Source organism: Streptomyces sp. 3211.6 (assembly GCF_003634815.1).
Classification (GTDB): Bacteria; Actinomycetota; Actinomycetes; order Streptomycetales; family Streptomycetaceae; genus Streptomyces; species Streptomyces katrae_A.
Map to the genome: position 1 here is coordinate 837,652 of NZ_RBXC01000001.1, position 23,274 is coordinate 860,925.

Annotated in this window: 23 protein-coding genes; 17 read left to right on the plus strand and 6 right to left on the minus strand. The window is 68.6% G+C overall.

The window, feature by feature from the left end:
* Window positions 1-123: 123 nt before the first annotated feature.
* Together BX286_RS04130 and BX286_RS04135 are read left to right on the plus strand one after the other, a co-directional pair.
* A complete protein-coding gene (locus tag BX286_RS04130) occupies window positions 124-315 on the plus strand; it encodes a helix-turn-helix domain-containing protein (RefSeq protein ID WP_187344078.1) in 192 nt (63 codons plus the stop codon).
* Between the two features lie 421 nt (window positions 316-736).
* A complete protein-coding gene (locus tag BX286_RS04135; protein ID WP_261993345.1) occupies window positions 737-1,519 on the plus strand; it encodes a tyrosine-type recombinase/integrase in 783 nt (260 codons plus the stop codon).
* Window positions 1,520-1,952: 433 nt separating this feature from the next.
* Here the strand turns inward: BX286_RS04135 and BX286_RS04140 are convergent, their stop codons facing one another.
* Together BX286_RS04140 and BX286_RS04145 are read right to left on the minus strand one after the other, a co-directional pair.
* Entirely contained in the window at window positions 1,953-3,152 is a 1,200-nt protein-coding gene (locus tag BX286_RS04140; RefSeq protein ID WP_148710249.1) for a hypothetical protein, read from the minus strand.
* A 60-nt stretch (window positions 3,153-3,212) separates the two neighbouring features.
* Complete coding sequence (locus BX286_RS04145; RefSeq protein ID WP_121014540.1) at window positions 3,213-4,910, minus strand: hypothetical protein; 1,698 nt, start codon at window positions 4,908-4,910, stop codon at window positions 3,213-3,215.
* 398 nt (window positions 4,911-5,308) lie between these two features.
* On the opposite strand from BX286_RS04145, the gene BX286_RS04150 reads away from it, so the two are divergent.
* A complete protein-coding gene (locus BX286_RS04150) occupies window positions 5,309-5,572 on the plus strand; it encodes a hypothetical protein (protein WP_148710250.1) in 264 nt (87 codons plus the stop codon).
* A 128-nt stretch (window positions 5,573-5,700) separates the two neighbouring features.
* Here the strand turns inward: BX286_RS04150 and BX286_RS04155 are convergent, their stop codons facing one another.
* From BX286_RS04155 to BX286_RS04170, 4 genes are all read right to left on the minus strand, one after another.
* Window positions 5,701-6,549, minus strand: a complete 849-nt coding sequence (locus BX286_RS04155) for an NAD(P)-dependent oxidoreductase (RefSeq protein ID WP_121014542.1) — start codon at window positions 6,547-6,549, stop codon at window positions 5,701-5,703.
* Window positions 6,546-7,910, minus strand: coding sequence for a hypothetical protein (locus BX286_RS04160; RefSeq protein WP_121014543.1), 1,365 nt, complete (start codon window positions 7,908-7,910; stop codon window positions 6,546-6,548). The genes BX286_RS04155 and BX286_RS04160 overlap by 4 nt, the downstream gene beginning before the upstream one ends.
* Window positions 7,911-8,278: 368 nt before the next feature.
* Entirely contained in the window at window positions 8,279-8,767 is a 489-nt protein-coding gene (locus tag BX286_RS04165; protein WP_261993346.1) for a TrmO family methyltransferase, read from the minus strand.
* Window positions 8,768-8,839: 72 nt separating this feature from the next.
* Window positions 8,840-10,243 carry a Tat pathway signal protein gene (locus BX286_RS04170; RefSeq protein WP_121014544.1) on the minus strand — a complete coding sequence of 468 codons (1,404 nt, stop codon included), beginning with the start codon at window positions 10,241-10,243 and terminating at the stop codon, window positions 8,840-8,842.
* A gap of 211 nt (window positions 10,244-10,454) precedes the next feature.
* Between BX286_RS04170 and BX286_RS04175 the strand changes: the two genes are divergently transcribed.
* From BX286_RS04175 to BX286_RS04245, 14 genes are all read left to right on the plus strand, one after another.
* The gene (locus tag BX286_RS04175; protein WP_187344079.1) at window positions 10,455-11,900 is read left to right on the plus strand and encodes an SAM-dependent methyltransferase; all 1,446 of its coding nucleotides are present in this window, start codon (window positions 10,455-10,457) and stop codon (window positions 11,898-11,900) included.
* Window positions 11,897-12,484 carry a hypothetical protein gene (locus BX286_RS04180; RefSeq protein WP_121014546.1) on the plus strand — a complete coding sequence of 196 codons (588 nt, stop codon included), beginning with the start codon at window positions 11,897-11,899 and terminating at the stop codon, window positions 12,482-12,484. The genes BX286_RS04175 and BX286_RS04180 overlap by 4 nt, the downstream gene beginning before the upstream one ends.
* Complete coding sequence (locus BX286_RS04185) at window positions 12,481-12,810, plus strand: hypothetical protein (protein WP_121014547.1); 330 nt, start codon at window positions 12,481-12,483, stop codon at window positions 12,808-12,810. The genes BX286_RS04180 and BX286_RS04185 overlap by 4 nt, the downstream gene beginning before the upstream one ends.
* Window positions 12,811-12,988: 178 nt before the next feature.
* Window positions 12,989-13,456, plus strand: coding sequence for a hypothetical protein (locus BX286_RS04190; RefSeq protein ID WP_121014548.1), 468 nt, complete (start codon window positions 12,989-12,991; stop codon window positions 13,454-13,456).
* The gene (locus tag BX286_RS04195) at window positions 13,453-13,941 is read left to right on the plus strand and encodes a GntR family transcriptional regulator (protein ID WP_121014549.1); all 489 of its coding nucleotides are present in this window, start codon (window positions 13,453-13,455) and stop codon (window positions 13,939-13,941) included. Before BX286_RS04190 ends, BX286_RS04195 begins: the two co-directional genes overlap by 4 nt.
* Window positions 13,938-14,846, plus strand: coding sequence for an SAM-dependent methyltransferase (locus BX286_RS04200; RefSeq protein WP_187344080.1), 909 nt, complete (start codon window positions 13,938-13,940; stop codon window positions 14,844-14,846). Before BX286_RS04195 ends, BX286_RS04200 begins: the two co-directional genes overlap by 4 nt.
* A 239-nt stretch (window positions 14,847-15,085) precedes the next feature.
* Entirely contained in the window at window positions 15,086-16,141 is a 1,056-nt protein-coding gene (locus BX286_RS04210) for a radical SAM protein (protein ID WP_187344081.1), read from the plus strand.
* Window positions 16,138-17,538 carry a B12-binding domain-containing radical SAM protein gene (locus BX286_RS04215; protein WP_121014552.1) on the plus strand — a complete coding sequence of 467 codons (1,401 nt, stop codon included), beginning with the start codon at window positions 16,138-16,140 and terminating at the stop codon, window positions 17,536-17,538. Before BX286_RS04210 ends, BX286_RS04215 begins: the two co-directional genes overlap by 4 nt.
* An 82-nt stretch (window positions 17,539-17,620) precedes the next feature.
* On the plus strand, window positions 17,621-18,577 hold the full coding sequence (locus BX286_RS04220; protein ID WP_187344082.1) for an LD-carboxypeptidase: 957 nt from the start codon (window positions 17,621-17,623) through the stop codon (window positions 18,575-18,577).
* Entirely contained in the window at window positions 18,574-19,587 is a 1,014-nt protein-coding gene (locus BX286_RS04225) for an amino acid--tRNA ligase-related protein (protein WP_121014554.1), read from the plus strand. The genes BX286_RS04220 and BX286_RS04225 overlap by 4 nt, the downstream gene beginning before the upstream one ends.
* Before the next feature lie 27 nt (window positions 19,588-19,614).
* Window positions 19,615-20,031: a hypothetical protein gene (locus BX286_RS04230; protein ID WP_148710251.1), complete on the plus strand. Its 417-nt coding sequence runs from the start codon at window positions 19,615-19,617 to the stop codon at window positions 20,029-20,031.
* A complete protein-coding gene (locus BX286_RS04235) occupies window positions 20,028-20,840 on the plus strand; it encodes an SDR family NAD(P)-dependent oxidoreductase (RefSeq protein ID WP_121014556.1) in 813 nt (270 codons plus the stop codon). The genes BX286_RS04230 and BX286_RS04235 overlap by 4 nt, the downstream gene beginning before the upstream one ends.
* Complete coding sequence (locus BX286_RS04240) at window positions 20,840-21,874, plus strand: YafY family protein (protein WP_121014557.1); 1,035 nt, start codon at window positions 20,840-20,842, stop codon at window positions 21,872-21,874. Before BX286_RS04235 ends, BX286_RS04240 begins: the two co-directional genes overlap by 1 nt.
* A complete protein-coding gene (locus tag BX286_RS04245) occupies window positions 21,871-22,848 on the plus strand; it encodes a DNA-3-methyladenine glycosylase (protein WP_121014558.1) in 978 nt (325 codons plus the stop codon). Before BX286_RS04240 ends, BX286_RS04245 begins: the two co-directional genes overlap by 4 nt.
* Window positions 22,849-23,274 lie beyond the last annotated feature (426 nt).

Sequence of the window (23,274 nt, forward strand, 5' to 3'; positions counted from 1 at the left end):
AGCGCAGGCATCCAGCGCACAGGACGCCCTCCCTATATAGCCGACGATCCCCGGTTTCCGAAACCGGGGATTCTGCGGACTATGGCACCACAAGGACGCCCTGTCCGCGACGAAGGGAGCGCCATGCCAGCGCAGTTCATGACGACCAAGGAACTGGCCGAACACCTGAATATGTCGATCCCGTGGGTATACCGGGAGGCGGCCCGCGCCGGTCTTGCAGCGTACAAATTCGGCACGGGCCGCAATGCCAAGATTCAGTTCCGCGTATCAGAGGTCCAGAGATGGATCGACCAGCAGAAGGTCTCACTCGACTGAGGGACGAATGGAGGTAATGGAGCGCACACAACGGAAGTCAGACAGAAAAGCCGTGACAACAAGATCCTTGGCCCGCGGTATGGGAACGTTCTTTAAAGTTTGCGACCATCCAAAGAATAGATGGTCAAAATGTTCCCATGATTACAAAATTCGATACCGCAACCCATCCGGGCGTCAAACGCAGGAGTCCGGATTCGCCACCCAAGATCTAGCCATAAGGAGGCTCACCGAGGTCTACAAAGCAAAGAAGGGAACACGAAGCCAGTCGAAGGCCGAACGCGCCACAAGATACGGACGGATGACGTTCCATGAATACGCTAACGAATGGCGTGCAGGTCAGCGACATCTAGCCGACTCCTCTGTTAGGCAACTCGACTCTCTCCTCGTCCACCACCTGCTACCATTCTTCGGCAGTCGGCGAATGGAAACGTTCGACCACAAAGTGGTGGATGAATTCGTACGACACATGGAAGCGCACGAGGTAGGAGCCGCAGCACAGTCAAACGCTTTTGACAAGCTAGCCACCATCCTCCTCGATGCCCACCGTCTGGGAATCTACGAAGAGAATCCGATAATAGAGGTCCAGCACCCCCAATATTCTCCCGGGCGCGCCGTGATCCCAACAGCTCCCCAGCTTGCTGCACTCCGCAGCCAGGGTGACGACTCTTTTCGCCTTCTCGTAGACCTCATGAGTGGCTGCGGTCTACGCAACGGCGAAGCTGCCGCGATCAACATCAATAACATCGTGGCCGACGACGTCTATCGAGTCTCCGAGCAGGTGAACCAGACCACAAAGACGTACAGCCCGCTCAAGAACAGAAAGAAGGGAGAATACCGCGACGTCCCACTGCCGGGCCGCATCAGAGAAACGATCGAGCGGTACGCCGAGAGGTACGGCACCACCGGCGGCTACCTACTGCGGCACCCCAAGGACAAAACCCAAGCATTCCTGCCGTATTTCTTTCCGAACCAATGGCAACGGCTCCGTAAGGCACAAGCTCTCGACGTCCCCGAGGGCATGGTCATCTACAGCCTTCGTCACTTCTTCGCGTCGAACTGTCTGAGCCATGGCATCGCGATCACGGATGTCGCGGAGTGGATGGGGCACAAAAGCATCGAGATCACGTTCAAGACCTACCGACACCTCATGCCTGGCACCCTGGGGCAAGCCGCTAAGCTGCTCGACCTTGGCCTGGCGGCTTGATTCCCCACGAGATTCGACCTCCGGAGCAAACTGGCGCGCCGACCACAGTAGGGCGCCGGCGAAACCGCCCGCTGCCGGGGCACGTGCGCTGCGGCGGCAGCCGGACCAGGGCGACCGGAGTGCCTCGACTCTCCATCTCTGGGGGCCTGGTGGAGTGGCCGCCCAGCATGGTGTTGATGGTCGCGATCTGGGTCGGACAGTCGTCCTCCTCGGGCATTTTCGGGTGACATCACCCTCGGGTTGTCTTCGCCACCCGTCTGACTAGGGACGGAAGGTTGCAGTCGTTTGGGCATCGCTGTCGTCTGCCGTGGGCGAATCAGGCACTAGCTGACTCGGCGCCTACAGAAGGGGGACGCGCCGGGGGCATGCCGAGCGCGACTCTCTCGGCTGCCTGCGAGCTAAAGGTCAACACCAGCATGTCTCGCTTGCGTGATCAGCACGGGTGTCGACCGACCCGCGCCTCGGTGGCCACCTCGGCGATGATGCCCAGCATGCCTGCAAGGGTGCCTGTGTACGCGTGCACGTGTTCTCGGACTCGCGCCTCCATGCCTTCGGGGGCGGCGAAGAAGCCGGGGGTCGTACCTTCCGGATGCTGCCGGCTTCGCGCCGCCTCGTACTGCGCCCAGTCGGCCCGGTGCACCCTGCGTGCTTCGAGGAGGTCCTCTTCGCGGACCTGCTCGGCGCGGAGCCGTGCCGTCAGTCGCTGAGCGGCCACCTTGAGCACGATGGAATCGGTCACCGTCAAGGGCATGTCCGGTCGGCCGATGCCGCGTTCCAGCAGGGGCACGCCGGCAGTACGCCATGGCGAGCACAGAGCCGTGAGCGCCGAGTGCAGCTTCTCCCAGTCCGGTTTACGGGTCCGCTCCCCCTCCTCGATGAGCAGCTGGACGGTGCGGCGCTGCTGGTACGTGGCGGAGGGGTGGGCGAACTGCTCCACGATGCGCCGGGCGTTCTCCTGCCGCCGGGCCCTGTTCGTCTTGCCGGTGGTTTGCGCGTACGTGCGAAGCGCCCTGCGCGCCTGCGCGACCGGGACGACGGTGTCAGTGGTGAGCCAGACGAACAGCACCACCGGAATCATGGTGTGGTGGGGGATCCGCTTGAGCGGGGACCGCTCGCGGGCTCGCAGCAGTTCGCCGAACAGCCGGCGCTGGACCGCGGGGAACACGCCGGGGTCTCGACCGTGCTGCGTGGATTTGTGGAACTCGGGTGCGGCGAGAAGGCCGACCTCCACCCAGTCGGTGATCATCCTGGCGGAGACCCGCTCGACTCCAAGGGCTTCCGCATCGCGCACGAGATCGTCCGCTGTGCCCGGCTCCCACTCCTTGACCTGGGTTTCTTCCACGTTCTGGAAGTTACACCGAGATGGGGTGCGGTTTCCGGGCCGGCTCTGCCTTTGCCCCGACAGGGTGATGGGCGTCAGACAGGAGCCCTTGCGCAGCCGGCCGGACGGTACCGAGCGCAACGGCAAGACCCCTTGGAGGAATCCATGACTCGACGCAAGCGGCACCGCGCACACCCCGGTCCGGCTCGGCACGCACGGCGGCAGCAAGGCAACCTGGTAGACAGGGTGCTCGGCGCGTTCGTGACCGGTGTGGTGGCAGTGATCGTCAAGGAAGTAGCCAGCCTTCTTCATCGCGGCTGAGGGAGCCAGCGGGGCTGGACGCCGCGCCGGCCAGCTGGTTGGCTGACGGGCTCACCCTTCTGCTTTGCTGGTCGAGCCGGCCGATGCCGCGCGGAGAAAAACCAGCGCGGCCAACAGGACCATCGCGGTCTGGTGGCGCGGGGGAAGCGACTCCCACAGATCGTGCGCGATGGTGTTCCGGACGTTCGGCCCCGCAGCCGGTTCGACGAGCAGCAGCAGGAAGCTCCTCGCCCATGCGCTTCCGGCCAGATCCGGTCTATCGGCCAGGGAGCGCAGGAGCCCCCCAAGCAGGCCGACGCCCCCGGTGGATTCGCCCTTGGCCAGGCGGATCACGGGAATGTGCTGCTCGAGGTAGCGGCGAAGAATGCCCTCGACCAGGGGGACAGCGACGAACACCGCGATCTCGTCGTACTCCCAGTACATCCGAAAGGCGCGGGCCAGCAGTCTGGCGCGCTCGGCAGGAAGAACGACCGGATCGTTGAGCGCCGTTGTCATCTCCCGGACACTCGGCTCGAAGCGCTCCCACAGGATATCCAGCTGGTAGCTGATCAAGACGCCGGTCAGTTCGAGGCCTATAACCCGCTGCTCCTGCCCTGGGACCTCCTGCTGTCCCACGTCGTGGACGAGCACAGGGCCGGTGGTGTTAATGCGGTTCGTGTCGAGGCGGAGGAATGAGGGCTGCAGCCCCTCTTCGCCGCCCTCGTCCGTCGATTCGGGCTGCGGAGGTACGACGATGCGCCGCAGCGCGTCCTCAAGGTCCTTGGCCTCGCCGATGTAGGCACTGGCGGCGTCGAAGAGTTCCTCCGGCATGCTGACGTCGAAGCGAATCTCCTGGAATTCCAGGTCCTCACGGGTTAGCGCCTGCTGCCTCATGCGGATGTCCGTGTGCAGGTCGCTGAGGCCCTTGTCACGGGCATGCACGGCGGCATCGGTGAGCATCATCAACTTGGCTACACCGGTCAGCCCTTCGGCCGCGTCGGTGTAGGTGGCGGCGATGGCTCTATTGATTCGCTCGACACGCCCGGGGTCGCTCTTGGTCACCGCCGCGAGGTTACGCAGGAAGGAGACCCGGACGTGTGGGTCGCGCCGGTAATGCTCGGCTGCCCGCTCCGCGACAGGCAGGGCGTGGGCATGCCACTTGGACCTCGCCACGAGCGGGTCGAGCAGGATCCCCACTACGCCTGGGCGCTCGTCGCCCTTGTCCATCTCCGCGTTGGCCCGGCAGACCATGGTCGCGACGATGTCTGCGGCGGGCAGGTTCACCGAGAGGGCGAGCTTGAACGCGCGCACGAGCGACTTCGCCGCGTACAGGTCGCCGCCCGACACCTGGGGCGCTGCCTCGAACCAGTCCGCCGACTCGACGTACGAATCCACTGCCGCGCGAAGATGCTTGATCTTGGGACGGCCGGCGCTGACGGCGTGCAGAAGGTCGTGAAGATGGCCACGAACGCCCGGGTGGTCTGCCTCTGCGGCGTACTCAGCCCAGATTTCCACCGCTCGCCCGCTGATCTCCGACAGATCACGGGGCCACGGCTGCGACCTGGCCCCTACATACGCCCCAACGAAGGTGTCGTCGGGGCTCAGGTAGAACAGGAACCCAGCCCGGAGCGTTTCGATGTGCTCCTCGTCGAGTTCGCCGCCGGTGCCCCTCGTCGCGGCACCCAGCCGGTCGGAGATGTCGGAGTAGAAAACGAAACCCTGGGACGCCGCGTTAAGAGCGTCCAGCGTGGCACTGTCGATCACGATCACGACTCCCTCTTCTCCGAGAGGCTCCTCAAACGCCGTTCGGACAGAGGCGGAAGCGGCGGACGCCCGCGTTGCGGTCCAACTGACACCGGGCACAGCGTAGTAGCCGAAGTCTCGGCACCTATTTGCATTTTCGTAGACAGCCCGCTATTTGACAGACTGCCAGAGACGTGCGGCCCTCCTGCTACGGGGAGACCCGCAGGGCGCTACAGCAGGTCACCCAACCTGGGCCGTAAGACCGCGGCCTGGCGCGAACGATGCCCAGCCGGGGAGAGACAATGGCTCAGCCGACAGCAGCGGTGGTCGCGGTATCCGAGATGGCGGTGGTCCGGGCATTGGAACTGGCAGGCAACCGCCTGATGGGCCGGAACGGCCGGGGCGACCGAGGCACCCTACAGCGCATGGCCCCCTGGGACCGGCACTCATTCTTCCGTGTGACCAGGGAGGAGGCGGACAAAGTGCTCGCCGGTGTCTGGGAGGCTCCCGCCGCGCGAGGGGTGCCGGAGGAGCTGCTGCGGGTACTGGACACCTACGTCCGGCTGCTCCTGGCTTCCGGTCACTCCCTGCACCGCTCCGACCTGGTGCAGACGCTGTCGCGGATGCACCAGCAGGTCCTCCTGCCCTGGGAGGCAGACGAGGCTTCCGCATCGCCTGTCACTCCGTGATCGGCCACGAACCGTCCGCTAGTGCGACGGTCCTTCCATCGGCCGTCCCTGCACAGATCCAAGGGGGCTCCAGTGGCACCTCGGGCAAGAGCCCAAGCAGGCGGGCCGCGCTCACGTGCACCATGTCGTCAGGAGGACGCCGTACCCCTGCCTCGCAGGTGGGCAAGGGCAGTTGCGACGGAGAGGTCGTAGCGGTCCTTGTCCTGCTTCCACCGAGCCAGAACGGCGACAGTGGCGTCCGCAATTTCCGTTGGCAGGTCAGCCGCTCGGAGGGTTTCGGCGATGTCCTCCATCTCCGGTGCCCACCGCCAGGCCCGTGCAGCGACGCTGGGCAGGTAGCCCGGATCCGACAGGATGTTCGAGGCCATGGTTTCCGCCTCGGCGGTCAGCTCGGCTCCCACCCCGTGCGTGGCGGCAAGAGCGTGGGCGACGCCGGCGAGGGTGCGAGCGGCCTTCTGGTAGCTGGCGAACGCCATCTTCAGTGCAGAAGCGGAGCCGATGTCCCCGCTCACTCGCCGCGGCTCGAGGTGGGTGTCCTTGAAGAGTCCTTCAACGACACCGACGGCCTGCTCGTCGCCGGCGAGGTAAAGGCGCGCCGTCCGCTGTCCGCCCGGCGGTGGGCCGAAGATCGCGCCGTCGAGGACGACCGAACCCGGGCAGACCACGCCCGCGATGTGCTTCATGCGCTGTGGATTGATCGCGTTGGCGTCCACGTACACCCCGGAGAAGTCGTGGCCGGCGACCTCGATAGCCACGTCCTCGGCCGCCTGGGGCGGGCACACGGAGAGGGCCACGGAGCTGCGGTCAAGCGCTACAGCCAGGCTGTCCACTGCGAGTGCTCCAGCCTTCGAAGCCCGCTCACGTGTCGCGCCGCTTCGCCCGTCGGGCACCCAGAGCACCTCGTGACCTGCTGCCACGGCTTGGGCGGCGACGGCAGCGCCCATGGAGCCTGGGTGCAAGACGGTCACGGTGGTCACGGGCTGCCTCCTGGTGGAAGTTCGGCAATAGGCCGTTCTCTGTGGGCAATGATCGACTCCCGAAGGCCGATCGCAACAGGGGCTCCGGCAGCAGGGTGTTCCGCCAGCTGACGGCTGAAGTGACCGATCCGTCGGTCCACGCTCTCCGTTCGACGGCGGGCGTTGGTCTCAAGGACCGTGTGAACCTGTTGCGCAGCGCCTTCGATGTCTCCCCGTCCGAGACGGGCCATGGCCAGGTCCATCCGGGCCAAGGACATCTCACCGAGCCGCTGTCGCGCGGGCGGGGCCGACTGGAAGATCGCCACGGCCTCGGCAGCACGAGACTCCGCGTCCGCCAGATTCCGGCGGCCGGACAGCCAGAGGTGGGTGCTGCTGGCGTAGAAGAGTTGCTTCTCCACCGGGAACGCCATCATGCCGCCGGGCAGATCCCCGTCGGCCGCGAGTCCTTCGCGAAGACGCTCCGCGCCGGCCAATGCGGCAAGCGCCTCCTCGGCTCGGCCCAACTGGCCGTAAGACCGCGCCTTGATGCTCTCCAGCCGGATCATCGCGGTACCGGAGTCTCGTGCGTACGCAGCCCCCAAGTCCGCCAGTCGGACAGCATCCGCCGGTCGGCCGTCCCAGTAGGAGATCAGGGCCTGGAGCCCCCGAACCCACACTCGAAGGCCGTTGTGGCCAGCCAGCTCGCCGAGGAGGAAGGCGGTGCGTGCCTGGGTGTCGGCGGCGTCGTAGCGGCCGAGGTCGAAGCTGGCGTTCGCGAGCACTCCGCACAGGATGCCGGCGCAGACGTAGAGGTCGCGGGTGTACCGGGGCGGCTGGCGGCCTTCCAGGAGTTCGAACGCTTGGTCGCGCAACGAGCGGACTTCTCGAAACAGGGGCCCAACGGGACGATTGGGGTATGTATCGACTATCCGGCGGATATCGGCTTCCAGCTGTTCCATCGTGTGTGGTCCCACATTGCTGCCCTCTGCGCGGGCCGCGAACCGTGCTGACTCGCTGGCGGCGGCGGTCACGACGTCTTCACAGCCGTTCTCGAACGCGTCCCCTGAAGTGCGCCCCTCCGCCCTGGGAGCGGGTGGCGAGACCAGGTCGGAGGACGCTGCTTCCAGGAGCCGCGATGCCGGGATACCCGGGAACATGAACTCCAGGACCCGGCGGGCGACCGTCTGAGGGGTGCGGACATTGCCCCTCACCCATCCGTGGAACTGTCTCTTCTCGACGGTGGCGGTCGCGATCGAGGGGTCGCCCTCGGCATCGGCAAGCTGCTTTGCCGCCTGCTCGTACCGCTTCTTGAAGACCTGGTACTCCTGCCAGCCCCGCTGATTGATGAGGGTCTGGAAGAGCGTCGGTCCTAACGGGCCCATGACCGCTCCCTCGCTTCGGCGCCTTTTCGACCACCACGCTAGATCTCAACGACCCCGGGCAGTGGATCACTTCGTCAGAAAGAGCAATGCAGAGGCGAACTGACACAGGTTGGGCGCGAAAAGACCGCGTTTGGCTCTGGTTAGGACCTCGCTCAGGCAGCCCCAAGACGGAACACTCCGACTTCGCCCGCCTCCCCGGGCAATAGATCTGCTCACCGCTCTCCGCCTTGCGGTCGGCATCAGCAGCGATGCCCGGAGGCTTCCTGACCGTCGACTCTCCGAGGCTGAGATTGCGCACGCGCCCGAGCGGTAACCGAGGCTGTCCGCCTGATGAGGCGGACGTGTCTCCGCCACCCAGGGGCGAGGTCTTACTCGGGTCGGTTGGCCGCGGGGTCCCAGTAGTTCGCCAGCATCGCCGCCGGCCAGGCCGGAGCGGTGACCAGGCCGCGGGGGCCCATCTGCTCGAAGTAGGGGGCCAGGTCGTAGATCGGAGTCCCGACCACGGCGTCGAGGTCGGTGACGTGAAGGTCCCGACCTTCCACCCTGAGCAGGCGCGGGAAGGACGTCGCCATGCGGTTAGGACGTCGGTGGTTTCGGTGCACGAAGGTGCCGGTGGGCTCCCACGTCGGGTCGTTCCGCGGGCTACGGGCTCCGAGGTGCAGGTCGGCGTCGGAACCCAGGTGGAAGCGCCAGGTCACGATCAGGTGGGAGAACTCGTCGAGGCCCCGCAGGGTGTCCAGTGGGAAGTCCGGGCGCATGCGGATGATCGATTCGACTCCGCCCTGGTAGTCGTCGGCCGGCGTCTGGTGGCCGCCGACGACATGGGCGATGGCCTCGATCGTGATCGGGTCGTGCACTCATTCCTCCCCTGGGACTACCGGACCGCCCGGGCTATTGGCTCGGGTCGGACCGGTGGTGTGACGGCGCGGTCAGCGTACCCGGCCGATCACGGCTCGGGCCCGGTCATCCAGGCGGGCCAGCGCAGTGCCGCCGCGGCCGCGGTACGGGGACAGGGCGCGGCGCATCTGGACGACGGTGTCCAGGGCGCGACCGGACTGGACTCCCTGCATGGCGTCGAGGGCCTGGGCCCAGGTCGCGCAGGCCACGTCGAGCGCGCCCCGCTGTACCTGGACTGCGCCCAGGAGGCCGAGGGTGACGGCGTGGGTGCGAGCGAAGGCCGTGGTCTTGCGGGTGCGGACGCTGCGCAGGAACTCCTTCTCGGCGCCTTGGAGATCGCCGAGGGCTTGCAGGGTGCGGGCTGTTTCGTGGGCGAGGGATGCCTCGGAGAAGAAGAAGACCCTGGCGGGCTCGTCATCTCTGGTCTGGGCGCTGCGCAGGTCGTCTTCGGCTCGCAGGAGGGCTGCGATGGCCTCCTGCTTGTGGCCGGCGGCGGCCAGGGTGCGGGCGTGGGCGACGCCGAGGAGGGAGCGTTCCCGGGGGCTGGCGTTGGTGTAGCGGCGCTGGGAGATGGAGGTCTCGGCCAGTTGGAGAGCCTGGGTGGGGTGGCCGAGGTCGAGGGTTTGGTGGGCCTGGGCACGGAGGATGTGTCCGGCCAGCGGGGCGTCGTCGGCCTCGGCGGACAGCTGCAGGGCCAGGCCGAGCCACTTTTGGGCCAGTACGTGCTCGGAGGCGTCGAACGCGGTCCAGCCTGCCAGGTAAGCCAGTTCGCCGGCGGCCGTGAACATCTCCTGCCGGATGCGCTCGTCAGGGAACCGGCTGTCGAGGTAGGCGGCCACGTCGGTGCGGAGGTAGGCCACGAGCGCGGACCGTCCGTCTCCTCCCCCACGCCGTTGCTCGCGCTGCGAGAGCAGCTGGGTCATCTCCCGTACGGCGGCCACGTCGTCCGGGCCGACCAGCCGGCCAGCTGGAGGCTGTCGGGTACGGGCGGCGGCCAGGGAGTCCTCCCACCACGCGGTGGACGGCAGGCTCATTCCTGCGAGCGAGAAGGCGGCGCGCTTGAGGGCGAGGCGGCGCTCCAGGTCCAAGTCGGTCCCCCCGAGATCCACGAGCTGTGCGATGGTGTCGCCGCCTTGAGGCCGCATCGAACCTGCCTGTTCATCGGGGTCGTTGAGCCCGATGTCGGCAGGTGTGACGATGCGGTTCAGGCCCTTGCCGAGCAGTCCTCGCGACAGCGTCTCGCACAAGATACGGGTCGCCGTCGGCCCCGGATGCGCTCCGCGAATCCACTGGTTGATGTGGGAGCGGGTGATGGACTGCAGCTCCGTGGCTGCGACCTCGGAGGCGACGCGCACCACGTGCGCGGCTGCAGCGGCCTGCGACCAGCCGATTTCCTGGAGTACGCCTTCCAGTCGCGTGTTCCGTTGGCGCGGCACGAAGCGCTCCTGTCCCCGAAACGATCTTTACCCGCGTTACCCGTCCCCGCCCGCGCCTCGGGATACCCACGCGGGGTGAAACGCGGTTCGCTGAGCGTAACGGTAGCCCCAAGGGCCACTCGCACGGCCGTAGTTCGGCCATCGACTGCACCGGCACACGAACTCCCCGGCGGGTCGGCGCGTCCGCGGAATGGAACGAGGTGAGGTGACCATGTCCCATCGGATCACGCGAAGCGACCTGCTTCGGGCGCTGGATTCCCCCGCCGCCGTCTCGGCGTGCGTGGCCCTGCCCAGCCGTCTGGAGTCCGTCAGGCAGGCCCGCCGCTTCGTCTCGGACCAACTGGGCAGGTGGGGCTGCGAGTCCCTGACCGACTCCACGGTGCGGATCTGCAGCGAGCTGGCCGCCAACGCCGTTTCCCATGCCGAGCCGGACGCGGCGGGACGGGGTGAGATCCTGGTTTCCCTGACGTTCGTCGCCGGCGAGGCGCTGATCGCCCAGGTCGCGGACTCCGACCCGAGCCCACCCGTGCCGAAGATCACCCGGCCCCGGGACCTCGCGGAGAGCGGGCGCGGTCTGTCCATCGTGACCACGCTCGCCGACTACTGGAGCGCCTCCCTCAGATCCGATGGTCAGGGCAAGACCGTCAGCGCCTACCTGCGCGACCACCAGCAGGTCCCTGCTCCCGGAGCGCCGTCGGCAGCCGACCGCGCCCTGCCGCCGCCGGCCTGGCCGGACGGTCTGCGTTCGGAGGATGCCGCTGGACTCGTGGCCGCCCCGGAGCCCAGCCGTGCCGAGCTGCCGAGGCTGGACTTCTCGACGCCGGCGGTGGCGCGGGTGTGCGACTACGTCACCGGCGCCACGGACAACTACCCGGCGGACCGGGCTCTGGGACGTCTGCTGCTCGCGGTGGCGCCGTGGCTGGACCGGGCAGCTGCCGTCGCCCGCGCCCATGGACAGCACATCGTCCGGCATCTCGCTTCGCAGGGGATCGTGCAATTCCTTGACCTCGGGTGCGGGCTGCCCCGCCGCCGCGGAGCCAACGTTCACGATGCGGCGCAGGACGTCCAGCGCGAGGCCGGCTTCGTCTACGTGGACCACGACCCGATGGTGCAGGCCCATGTCCGGACCGTATTCGAAGAGACGCCCCGGGAGATGGGCCTGCACGCCGACATCACCCTCACCAAGGACATGCTCGCCCAGCCGGCCATCGCCCGCCTCGACCGGGGCAAGCCGATGGCGGTCCTCCTTCACGAGGTCCTGCCGTGGATCGATGACGACAAGGCCAGGCACCTGCTGGACACGCTCCGGTCCTGGCTCCCCGACGACAGCGTCCTGTCCGTCGTCCACTCGGCAGCCGACAGCCACCCCGAGTCGACCCCCGACCTCGTCGCGCTGTACCAGGAGGCCGGCATCCTCTACCGGCCGCGAACCCTGGAACAGCTGCTCGCCCTCACCCTCGGCTGGGTCGTAGACGGCCCAGGCATCACGGCTCTTCCGCTGGAAGGGCTCCGCGCCGTCGACGGCCGCGAGCCGCTGTACGGCTCGTACGCGTTCACCGCCTGCGCGCCCAGGTCGGCGGGCAGGCGGCCTGGCCCGGGCGCTCCGGCACACACGCAGGACGTCGCAGGCGGCGCGTACCGGGAGGCAGCCCGGTGACCGTCCCCTACAGGGTGCGGGCCCTCGCCCGTACCGACTACCCCCAAGCGGGCAGCCTGCTGTCCCGGCGCTGGGCCCGCGAGGCCGAGTGCGGACGGCCGCTCGACCAGAAGCGCGACTTCGCGTTGATTCAGCCGCTGCGGACCGGCGACCACAACGACGAGCTCCACGGCCTGTTCGAGGACGGGCAACTCGTCGCGATGTGGGAGCTGGACCCCACCGGTCCCGGCCCCGGCTGGAGCACATCCGAGCGCGCCGAGAACAGTGTCGGCCTGCTGCTGCTCTACACCGACCCTGTTCACCGGAACGCAGGGCGCCTGGTATCGCTCTGGCTCGCCGATCAGCTCGCACGCCACCCGCGCCCGCCGGAATGGCTGCGCTACAGCGTGACCGATGACCGGCTCGCAGACCACATCACCCGCGCGTGGGGCTGGAAGAAGGTCCGCTACGACAACCGCCGTCACTTTCTCCAGCTTCCCTGCGAGGTGAAACCGGCGCTCAGGGTGCTGATCACAGGACCCGTCTCTGAGCAGGCGCCCAGCTGTCCATCCCCGGCCCCGCCCGCAAGGAGCGAACACCCGTGACGTACACCACCTTCGACGACGACCCCTACTGGACCGGGCTCGAGGACTACGCGCCGGAACCAGTGCACGACCGCCTGGCCACCCGAACCGTGCGCGGCGCACCGCCCGGAGACGTCCGGGACGCCTCTCCCCGGGAGATCCAGGTCGGCGACTGGCTAGTCATCGACGGCACCGCATACGAGATCACCAACATGTTCTCCCCGGGCTACGACAGCTCCGTGAAGACCGTGATCCTCCGCGGCAACGCCCCCCGGGTGATCAAGGTCCGGCACGAGATCGTTCGCCCCTACGAGGCCTCACAGCGTGCCCCGCGCCGCCCTTGGTAGCCGGCGGGCTCACCCGCCCGGGCGCCAACACCCGACATCCACTTCCCTGTCCAAGGAGCTCTCCGTGGGTCCGTCGCTCCCGATCCCCACACCACAGGCCTGCTTATCCTCTCCGCCTTCATGGCTGGGAGCCGGCATACCCGCCGCTGGCCCTCGTACGGCGCCGGAGGCGGAGCCGGTGGCCTGGCGTCTGCTGCGCGCCCTCGCGATCTCGCGCCACGAGGACATCACCAACGAGGACAGCGGACTCTGGGACGCCCTCAACCGTGTCCTCGACGATGCGGTGGACTCGCGCGAGGTCCGTCCGCTGACCGCCAGCCTGGCTGTGGACCTCGGCTCGCTAACGGACCGGGCCTCCCGCCACATCGAGACCGGGCTCACCGAAGAGACGCGAGCGCGGGCGTGCATCCTCCTGCGTGAGGTCCGCGACCGGCTGCGCCACGACTCCCAGGACATCGGCCTCCTGCGCCGACTGGCCTGGATGACGGAGGAGGTCGCGGGCGAGGTCCTGGACCCGGCCCCGCCCGCCGCAACTTCGGCACCGCCCGCAGCGCATGCGTCCGCGCACTCGCCCGTCCCCACGGGGTGGGACGAGGAGCGGTCCAGAAGGACTGCCCCTGCCACGTACGCGGCGGCCTCGGCATGACCGCCGACGACTCCGCTGCCACGAGGCCCGAGAGCATGCGGATCCTGGACCGGGCCTGCGTCATCGTGCATCAGCACGTCACCACTGCGTACCCGCCGGGTGCCTCTCTGCCGAGCACCAAGCAGCTGGCCTTGGCACTCGGGCTGCCGGAGAAGCACGTGCACCAGGGGCTGCTGCGCCTGGACAGCCTGGGCGAGGTCGCACTGCACACCGGAAGCCTGCCGATCCGCCTGCGCCCGCGGGAACCGCACCCCCGCGACCGGGCCCTGCACGGTGCTGTCCGCGATCGGATCCGCGCCGGCCACTACCGGCCAGGGCAGGCCCTGCCCACCGGTCTCCTGGGCGAGGAGTTCGGGCTGCTCCCGCACCACGTACAGCGAGCGTTGCGTTTCCTAACCGCCGAGGGAACCCTCCGATACGACGAACACGGGGCTTTCGGTCCGGGCCACTACGTCCCGGTGGCCCTCGCGGGGGCGGTCTCGTGAACGGCACAGGTTCAGCGGGTTTCCCGGACCTGGCTCTGCTTTCGGCTGAGGCCGGGGAGTGGCTGAGGCGGCCGAGCGCTGCCCGTGTCTCGACGGTGTGGCAGGACGGTGGCCGCAACGCCTACCCCGCCGACCTGGATCTGGCGGAGCGGCTGCTGGAGGTGTTTCCGCGGCAGGCGGATGCCGCGGCCATCAACCGTGAGCACGCACAGCTGACTGCGCGGGAGCTGGTGGACCGGGGGATCACGCAGTTCCTTGATCTCGGATGCGGATATCCGCTGCTCGGGCACCTGTGCGAGCCCCGGCTGCGGACGGAGCTCGACGAGATCGTGTACGAGGCAAGTCCCCATGCCAGGGTGGTGCACGTTGACGTCGACCGCACAGCGGTCGCGCACAGCCGAGCCATGCGTAGAGCCACCGCTGACTCACACGGCCCGGTTGTGCTGCACGGGGACATCCTCGAGATGGCTCACCTTCTGGACGCCGTCCAAGCGCTCCGGTACCTGTCGTTGAACCGCCCCGTCGGCGTGTTCCTCCACGACGTCCTGCCCTGGGCCGCCGACGACGAGCAGGTCCTGGCAGCCATGGCCTGTCTGCGTCGGTGGCTTCCGCTGGGCAGCGTGCTGTCCATCACGCACGCCAGCCCCGACCTGGCGGGAGGGTGGCTGACCGGGGCCGAGCGTGTCCTACGACAAGCAGGCATCCCCTACCGGCCGCGGTCGCGTTCCTCGATCGCCGGCCTGTTCGGTGACTGGCCTGACTTCGACGGCGGTCCGCTGCGGCTGGTGCCGACCGCTCAGCACCACGACGAGCACCGTCGCCGGAAGGCATCGCCGGCCACCTCCGCGGCGTACGCCGGCGTTGCCGTCAAGCCGCTGTCCCCCGACTCGCGGATCCCGCGGTGAGGGCGGCACAGCACCGCAGGCTGCAGCGCCTCCTACGGCTGGCCGCCATCCCGGTCGCGGGGCCGATCGCCAGCCTGCTGGCCCGTGCCTACGGCAGGCGCCTGGTCCGACAGATGCTCTCGCGGGCACTGCTGCGGGACGACCGCCTGGGTGTCGGGGTCTCACACCGCGGCGCCGCGCAACCCCGACATCGGGATTGACCGATGTCGTTGCTGATCAAGAGAGAGGACCGAGAGGCTGTGACCTCCACGAAGACGGCCAACCCTGGGGAGAGCACGATGCTGGTACCGCAGTGGCGCGTCACGGTGAACTCCCGCTGCCAGCGGGCCTGCGGCTACTGCCGGCCGTCCGGCGAAGCCGTATCCACGCCGAAGGACGTCGCCCTGAATCCCGACGATCTCCTGCGGGTCGCCCACGCGGTGCGGGCCCGCGGACTCACGAGCGTGAAGCTGACCGGCGGCGACCCCGCCCTGTACGAGCCGCTCGTGGAGACGGTCCGCCGCCTCCGGGACGAGGCGGGGTTCACGGAGATCGAGGTGATCTCCCGGCACCCGCGTATCGGCGAGCTCGCCGAGGACCTGGCGAAGTCGGGGGTGACGCTCTTCAACGTCTCCCTGGACACGCTCGACCCCGTCCTGCACCACGAGATCTGCAACGTGGACGACCACGGCCAGGTCGTGGACGCGATCAAGCGGTGCGTGGCCACGGGGATCCCGGTCAAGGTGAACGTGGTGGTCCTGGCCGGGATCAACGACTGCGAGGTCAACGATCTGGTGCAGATGTGCGAGGACATCCGCGTGGACAGCGTCAAGCTCCTCGACGTCATCAAGGACCTCGACCAGGGCGCGGAGTCCTACAGCCGGCGTCTGCTGACCAAGCGCGGCATGACCCTGCCGGAGACCTACGTCCCTCTCGGCGAGATCACCGAAGTCCTTCGCTCCCGGGCGGTGCACGAGGAGACCGTTCAGCAGGGGGGTCTGGGCTACCCCATGACCGTGCTGACGCTCACCTCGGGCATGCGGGTGGTGGTGAAGGACTCCACCGCCGGCGCCTGGTACGGGTCGGTGTGCCGGGGCTGTCCGTTCTTCCCCTGTCACGACGCGCTCATGGCGTTGCGGCTGACCGCGGACATGAGGCTCCAGTTCTGTCTGCTGCGCGAGGACAACACGGTTGACCTGGCCGCTGCGGGAGCTGAGTCCGGTACGGCGCTGGAGCACGCGGTCGAGGCCGCCTTCGAGATGTACGCCGACGCCTACTTCCGCAGCAGCGCCCCGCAGCCGGAGGCTGTCCGATGACCGTCATGCTCGGCATGCCCGCCCTGGCCACCCCCGCATCTGCCATGCCATCCGGCCCGGCCGGCAGCCGCCCGCTGGTCATCCTGGCCTACCCGAAAATCGACCACGAGAAGAACTACGTCTATTGCTGGATGCCCTTCGCCCTCCTGACACTGGCCAAGGTGCTGAGGGATTCCGGCATGGTCGACGTCGCTCTCTTCGACGGCAACCAGCAGGACGCGTCCGCCTGGGAAAAGCTCCTGGATGAGGAGCTGGAACGTACGGTGTGCGTCGGGGTGAGCATCATGACCGGCGGCGGCCAAATCGGCCACGCCCTGGACATGGTGGCCTCCGCGAAGACACGCCCCCACTGCCCGCCTGTGGTCTTCGGCGGGCCCCACGTGACAGTGCTGCCCGAACAGACCGCCGAACACCCTCTGGTAGACGCCGTCCTGCAAGGCCCGGGTCAGAACTCCATCACCGCGTACGTCGCCTCCCTGCTGGGGCGCACCCGCCGCAAGGACGTTCCCGGCCTGGTCGCGCACCGGTGCGGCCAGACGCTGAAGGGGCCGGTCAACCCGCCGCGAACCGGCGCCATGGGTGCCTACCCCTGGGACCTCTTGGACATCCCCCGGTACATCCGTGACGACCCGACGGTCGCCGAGCGGACCCTGAACTACATCAGCAGCCAGGGCTGCGTCTACATCTGCGACTTCTGCTACGAGCTGGTCTACCAGCGCAAGTACTCCGCCATGCTGGCCGGCGACCTGCTGCGGGACATCGCTGACCTCAAGGCGCGGTACGGCATCAACGGGGTGAAGTTCTACGACGCCGACTTCTTCGTGCACCTCCAGCGCGCGATGGGCTTCTGTGAAGGGCTGATCGAGCAGGGCCTGGACCTGAAGTGGGCCGCGTCCATCAACCCCAACGACATCCTCAAGGCCCGAAAGAAGGGCATGCCGCTGCTGGAACGGATCGCGGCCAGCGGCTGCACGCGCCTGCTGATGGGCATGGAGTCCGGCAACGACCGGGTCCTGGACGAGGTCGTGAAAAAGCAGATCACCCGCGAGCGCCTGCTGGACGTCGCCCGGGAGATCGCGGACAACGGCATCCTCGGCTCATACACCTTCATCGTCGGATTCCCCGGCGAGAGCGAAGCGGAGATGGAGGACACCTACTCCCTCATCAACGAGCTCCGCAGCCTGTCCCCCACCCCGGAGACCCGGGTGCACCTGTTCGCCCCCTACCCCGGCACCGGCCTGTACGACACGGCCCTGGCCCACGGTTTCGTCCCTCCGAACTCGCTGGAAGGGTGGTCGAACTTCGACTACTACACCTCGCTCACCCCGTGGACGAGTCAGGCGACCGCGGACCGGGCCCGGGACGAGACGCGAATGCGACTGGCCCCGGCACAGTAACCCCCCTACCGTCACCCTGTGTGCCGGGGAGGCACCTCCCCCGTTACCTCCCCGGCACGAACCCGCCAAAGGAGCACCCCTGTTGAGCACCACACCGCTTCTCCCCGCGCCCGCCGTCAAGGGCGACCGGATCGGCATCGTCACCGTCTCCGCCCCCGAACCCGCCGCGAACCCGGACATCTTCGACCGCGGGGTGGAGGCCCTCGCCGCCCTCGGCTTCGAGCCCATCGTGGCCCCGAGCGCGACCGGGCAGACCGGGTACCGCGCCGGCGACAGCCGGGCCCTCCTGGTGGACTTCCACTCCCTGATCGCGGACGACACGGTCACCGCGGTGGTGTGCGCGGGTGGCGGCAAGAGCGCCAACCGGCTGCTGTCCGGCCTGGACTTCGACCTGATCCAGCGCCGGCCGAAGGCCATCGTCGGGGTCAGCGACCCGAGCCTGCTGCTGAACGCGATCACCGCCGAGACCGGCCTGGTCACCTTCCACGGGCCCTCGGTCATGTGGGACCTCGCCTCCGAGCAGGCCCCGGCCACCACGGCCGCGCACTTCACCGCGATGCTCGCGGGCCGCCCCTCGGCCGGCCGTATCCCCGCGCCCCTGACCTGGAGCCGCACGGGGGCCGCCGAGGGCCACCTGGTCGCCGGGTGCCTGTCCTCGTTGCGCTGCCTGCTCGGCACCCCCTGGGAGCCGCAGTGGGACGGCGCGGTCCTCGCTATCGAGGACGCGTTCAAGAGCGTCGAGGTGCTCGACCAGGCGCTGACGCACTTCCGGGACTGCGGCGTCCTGGAGCGGATCGCCGGCCTGATCGTCGGCGAGGCGGTGTCCTGCGAGCGCAGCGGCGGCGTGACGTTGGCCGACATGATCGAGGACCTGTGTGAGGGGTATGACTGGCCGATCGCCCACGGTCTGCCGTATGGGCACACCCCGCTGAAGTACACCCTCCCGATCGGCGCGACGGTCCGCCTGGACTCCGAAGGCCGGCAGGCCCTGACCTACGTCTCCCCGTGGACCGCCAGCCAGGAAGGGGAGACGGCATGACGGCCGTGACCGACCGCAGCGCCGGACGCCGCTTCTACGGCACCTTCCTCAAGGACAACCCCGCCGAACGCGACGTCGTGCTCCTCAAGGCCGACCTGCTGCGGGCCTTACGCAGCTGGCTCCACGACAGCGGCTACCGGGAATTCCCCACCCCGGTTCTGTGCCGGGTCCGGGAGAGCGCCCCGATCCCGCAGTTCTCCACCAAGCACCCTCTGACCGGTCAGGGCTTCCACCTCAAGCACTCCGCCGAGGAGCACCTGCGGCGGGTGGTGACCAGCGTCGAGCGAGTCTACGACCTGGGGCCGGCGATCCGGGCCGAACGCGAGGACGGCTCCCACGCGATCGAGTTCACCATGCTGCAGACCGCCGCCCGCGACCTCACCCTGGAACAGGGCATGACCGCGGTGACCGACCTCGTGCAGCACACGGTCCGGACCGTCTTCGCCGACCTGGCCACGGCCGGCGCGGACTTCACCAACATCAGGGTCCGACCTGTGACAAAGGCGATCGCCGAGGCCCTCGGCGTGACCACCGCGCCGGAAGGCGCCGAGCTGGTGGCCGCCGCCCGCGACTGGCTGATCGAGCATGGCCTGCCCAGCGATGGCGGTCCGTGGCAGGTGATGGAGAACTTCGTCAAGTACGCGGTCGAAGCCGCCGTCACCACCCCGACCCTGCTGCACTCCTTCCCGTACGAGCTGAGGCACAACAGCCGTATCGACGAGCGGACCGGGCTGGCGCAGCGGTTCTCGCTGATCGCCGACGGCGTCGAGCTCTGCGACGGCGGGCTCAAGCTGCGTACGGCCGCGGAATACCGGCCGATGGTCGAGGCGAACATGCGCCTGCGCGAGGAACTCCACGGAGTCGCCGCCGACGGCGGTCCGGTCGAGTTCTACGCCGACGTCGACCGCGACCCCGCGGACGTGGTCACGTTCGGCCTCGGTGTCGAGCGGCTGCTGGCCGCCTGCACCGGCCGCGACGTAGCCGGCGTTCTGGCCTTCCCCCACCACTGACCCGCCTTCCGAGAGGACCGAACCAGCGTGTCTTCCGCCGCGACGATGCGGGCCGTCATCATCACCGAGAGCCTGATCGACCGGACCCCGCCCACCGGGTTCCAGTACCTGGCCGTGCACCGGTACCCGCACGACCTCGACGGCCAGACCCCCATCGAGATCTGCGAAGTCACCGTCCCCGCCGCCCAGGCCCCCGAGCTGGCGCTGGCCCTGGCGAGGGCCCTGGAGCCACGCCTGTACTACGCGCACCTCATCGACGAGCAGCGCATGCTCATCGCCTTCCCGCACACCGTCGTTACGGTCGACCGCGACAACGAGGCCGCCATCGAGCACGCCCGCGACGTCGGTGCCCTGTTCGAGATCCCGGCCGACCAGATGCGGTTCGCCGAGATGTGGGACACCGACCACCCCGACGCCCCCAGCGCGCAGACGGGGTCGGCGTGAGGGACATCGGCAGGCTCGACGTCCCTCTCACCGTCACGCGGACCGTCCCCGTCGATCCGCTGGCGGCCGAGCGCGAGATCGAGGGGATGCCCCGCCGTCCGATGGCCGTGGTCACCGGTGCCAGCGGCGCCTTGGGGGCGGAGATCACCCGGCAGCTGATCGCGAAGGACTGGTTCGTCCTGGCCACCTACCGCACCCGCCGACCCGAGACAGCACAGCGAGGCAGCCTGTGGGAGCGGTTCGACACCTCCGAGGAGGCGACGTGGGACCGGCTCAGGCTGGTGGCCGAGGACCTGCCGCACCGGCTGGACGCCGTGTTCGCGTGCGCCGGAGCGCCGTCCAGCAAGAAGACGGTGACCGAGACACCGATGGCGGAGTTCGAGGAGGTCTACCGGGCCAACGTCACTTCACTGGCCGCGGCCTGGCAGGCCCTGGCGCCGCTCGCGCGTCGAACCCGGGCCTCACTGCTGGCTGTCGGGTCGGACGCCGGCCGGGCCGCCCGTCCAGGCAACGGCCCCTACAGCGCAGCGAAGGCCGCCCTCGAAGCCCTGGTGATCACGCTTGCCAAGGAGGAGGCCCAGCACGGCGTCCGGGTGAACCTGCTGGCCCCGTCCCTGATCGACTCCCCGCTCGCCGACCACGTGATGGCCCTCAAGGGCGTCACCGACAAGTGGTCCTACTTCGGGGGTCTGCCCTGGGGCCGACCCCTGAGCCTGGAAGAGGTCGCCACCGCCTGCATCGACTTGGCCACCGCTCCCCACTGGTCGTACGCCACCGGCCAGGTCTATCCGCTGCTGTCGGCGGTGTGATGGTCAACGCCACGCACACACGCCACCTGCGGATCATCCAGATGCTCCGCAGCCACGAGCACGTGCCCGCGCGTACGCTGGCCGAGCGCTTCGGCGTCGAAGTCCGTACCATCCAGCGGGACATCGCCCAGCTCGCGGCCCACGGAATCGAGATCGACTCACTGCCCGGAGCCAAGGGCGGCTACCGCCTCGCCGGCGAAGACCCGGTCCACCCTCTGACCCTCGACTCCGACCAGGCCCTACGCCTGTACGTGCTGGGCCTGCTGGAGAACGACGACACCGAGACCGACGAGCGGCTGCAGGCCGCGGGGATCACCCAGAACGTCCGCGAGGTGATGCGCCGGATCAACCAGCGCTTCCATTTCGACACCGCCGACTGGTACTGGACCGGGCAGGGCTCCGGCCACCTCGCCGTCCTTCGCACCGCCGTGCTGACCGACACTGCCCTCGAAATCGTGCAGCGCACCAAGGACGGCCGGCAGGAGACGGCCGTCCTCAAGCCGCTCGGCATGGTCTGGAAGGGCGGCGAGTGGCACATGGTGGCCGCCCCACCCAATGCGGCCCCGGCACGTTACCGGCTCAACCTGATCGACCGGATCCGCCCCACCGACCTCTCCTTCCGCTACCCGGAGGACTTCTCCGTCCGCGCCTGGTGGAACGAGGCCATGGAGGAATTCGGCAAAGGCGACACCCGCGTCGAACTCGCCGTCGCCGCCTCGGCCCGGGACGAACTCCTGCGGCTGAGCCTGAAGAAGAACTCCGAGGTCACCCACCACGACGACGGCAGCGCCACCCTCGTGCTGTACGTCGACCGGTGGGAGTGGCTGATACCCCTGGTCACCTCATACGGGCCCGACGTCACCGTCACCGGCCCGGACGAACTGCGCCGTGCGACCGCCGCCCACCTCGCGGCCGCGCTCGCCGCCTACGACACGCCCCGGGGGCCGGCACCCCACGTACCGGCCCCAGGCTCGGAGGACGACGCGCGCCTCCGCTCCACCCACGGACGACCCCCCAGGGAGCCCTACCAGTGACCACCATCCGCCACCTCGACCACGCCGACACCCTCCACCTGCCCGTCACCGGCGGCCCCTTCAACTTCCGGCACACCGTGTGGAAGCCCTCCCACTACGACACCGGCCTGGAGGCCCACACCACCGACCGCAGCTGGCGCACCTTCCGCATCGGCGACCTCGCCGTCGGCGTCCGCATCACGTACGAGGACCGCACCGTCATCGCCGACATCTACACCGACGGCGACTACAAGCCCGCCCACCGCGAACAGCTCCACACCCGCCTGACCACCTCGTACGGGCTGACCGAAGACCTCACCGCCTTCACAGCCCTGGCGGAGCAGGCCCCGGCCATGCGCGAGCCGCTGGCCGCACTCGGCGGCATGCGGCAGTCCTGCCCGGAGGACCACTTCGAGATCTCCGTGGTCGCCCTGCTCCTGCAGAACACCACAGTCAGCCGCACGACGGCGATGACCCGCAACCTCCTCGCCCACCACGGCCTCCTCGTCCACTTCGCCGGCATCACCCTCAGGGCCTGGTTCACGCCCGCCGAGATCGCCCACGTCACGGCCGAGACCTTCAAGGAGCAGGACCGCCTCGGATACCGGGCCAAGTCCCTGCCACACTTCGCCGACTTCTTCCGCGACCACACCGCCGAGGACCTCCAGGACACGAACCTCGTGGAGAGGTTCCAGGAGATCAAGGGCGTCGGGCCCTACACGGCCGCGGTCATGGCCTCCCACGCCTCCCGCGACCCGTCGGTCTTCGGCATCGACGTCTGGAACCGGAAGATCTTCGCGCGAAGCCTGCTCGGAGCCCCGGACGCCGACGCCGAAGTAATCACCCGCCGCATGAACGAGCTCTTCCCCGGTCACGCCGGCACCGCGGCCCTCTACCTCGTCGAGCACGAATACCTCGCCGAACCCGTCGCCCCGCTCCTCGACCCCGCGGGCATCAGCAGCTGGAACCAGGCCCTGGAAGCCAGCACCGCCTGAGCCTCCTCGCTCCACCAGGGCAGCGGCACACCCCGCCACTGCCCTCCCCGTCATGCCCGCAGGCGCCCGAACCTGGCGACCGCGCCGAGGCCCGCAATTCCCCGGCGGAGTGACAGGAACCTGTTCGAGCGAGTTTCAACGCCACCACGTCAGGCCCGCCAAGCCCACCAGCCCAGACCAGAACATTCGTTCATCATTCGCCCCCGATTCAGCCGTGACGCACCCAATCGGGAGCCGTTCTTAGAGCACCAGTACCAGTCATGCGCCCATCCGGAGGACCCTGTGCATCCCCTGCCGAACCGACTCGACACCGCCGCTGTAATCGAACATGCCCGACCTGCCACGTGTCCGCGACCGGCCCGCGGGCGCCGCATTGACGCCTCGCCCTCGCGTAGCCGCGACTCACGACCGGGTACCAGGAGGGCT

Coding starts and splice junctions, on each gene's coding strand:
- BX286_RS04130 (WP_187344078.1), top strand. CDS start 124: ATGCCAGCGCAGTTCATGACGACCAAGGAACTGGCCGAACACCTGAAT.
- BX286_RS04215 (WP_121014552.1), top strand. CDS start 16,138: ATGACCGTCATGCTCGGCATGCCCGCCCTGGCCACCCCCGCATCTGCC.
- BX286_RS04175 (WP_187344079.1), top strand. CDS start 10,455: ATGTCCCATCGGATCACGCGAAGCGACCTGCTTCGGGCGCTGGATTCC.
- BX286_RS04160 (WP_121014543.1), bottom strand. CDS start 7,910: ATGGGCCCGTTAGGACCGACGCTCTTCCAGACCCTCATCAATCAGCGG.
- BX286_RS04225 (WP_121014554.1), top strand. CDS start 18,574: ATGACGGCCGTGACCGACCGCAGCGCCGGACGCCGCTTCTACGGCACC.
- BX286_RS04150 (WP_148710250.1), top strand. CDS start 5,309: ATGGCCCCCTGGGACCGGCACTCATTCTTCCGTGTGACCAGGGAGGAG.
- BX286_RS04140 (WP_148710249.1), bottom strand. CDS start 3,152: ATGAAGAAGGCTGGCTACTTCCTTGACGATCACTGCCACCACACCGGT.
- BX286_RS04195 (WP_121014549.1), top strand. CDS start 13,453: ATGACCGCCGACGACTCCGCTGCCACGAGGCCCGAGAGCATGCGGATC.
- BX286_RS04240 (WP_121014557.1), top strand. CDS start 20,840: ATGGTCAACGCCACGCACACACGCCACCTGCGGATCATCCAGATGCTC.
- BX286_RS04135 (WP_261993345.1), top strand. CDS start 737: ATGGAAACGTTCGACCACAAAGTGGTGGATGAATTCGTACGACACATG.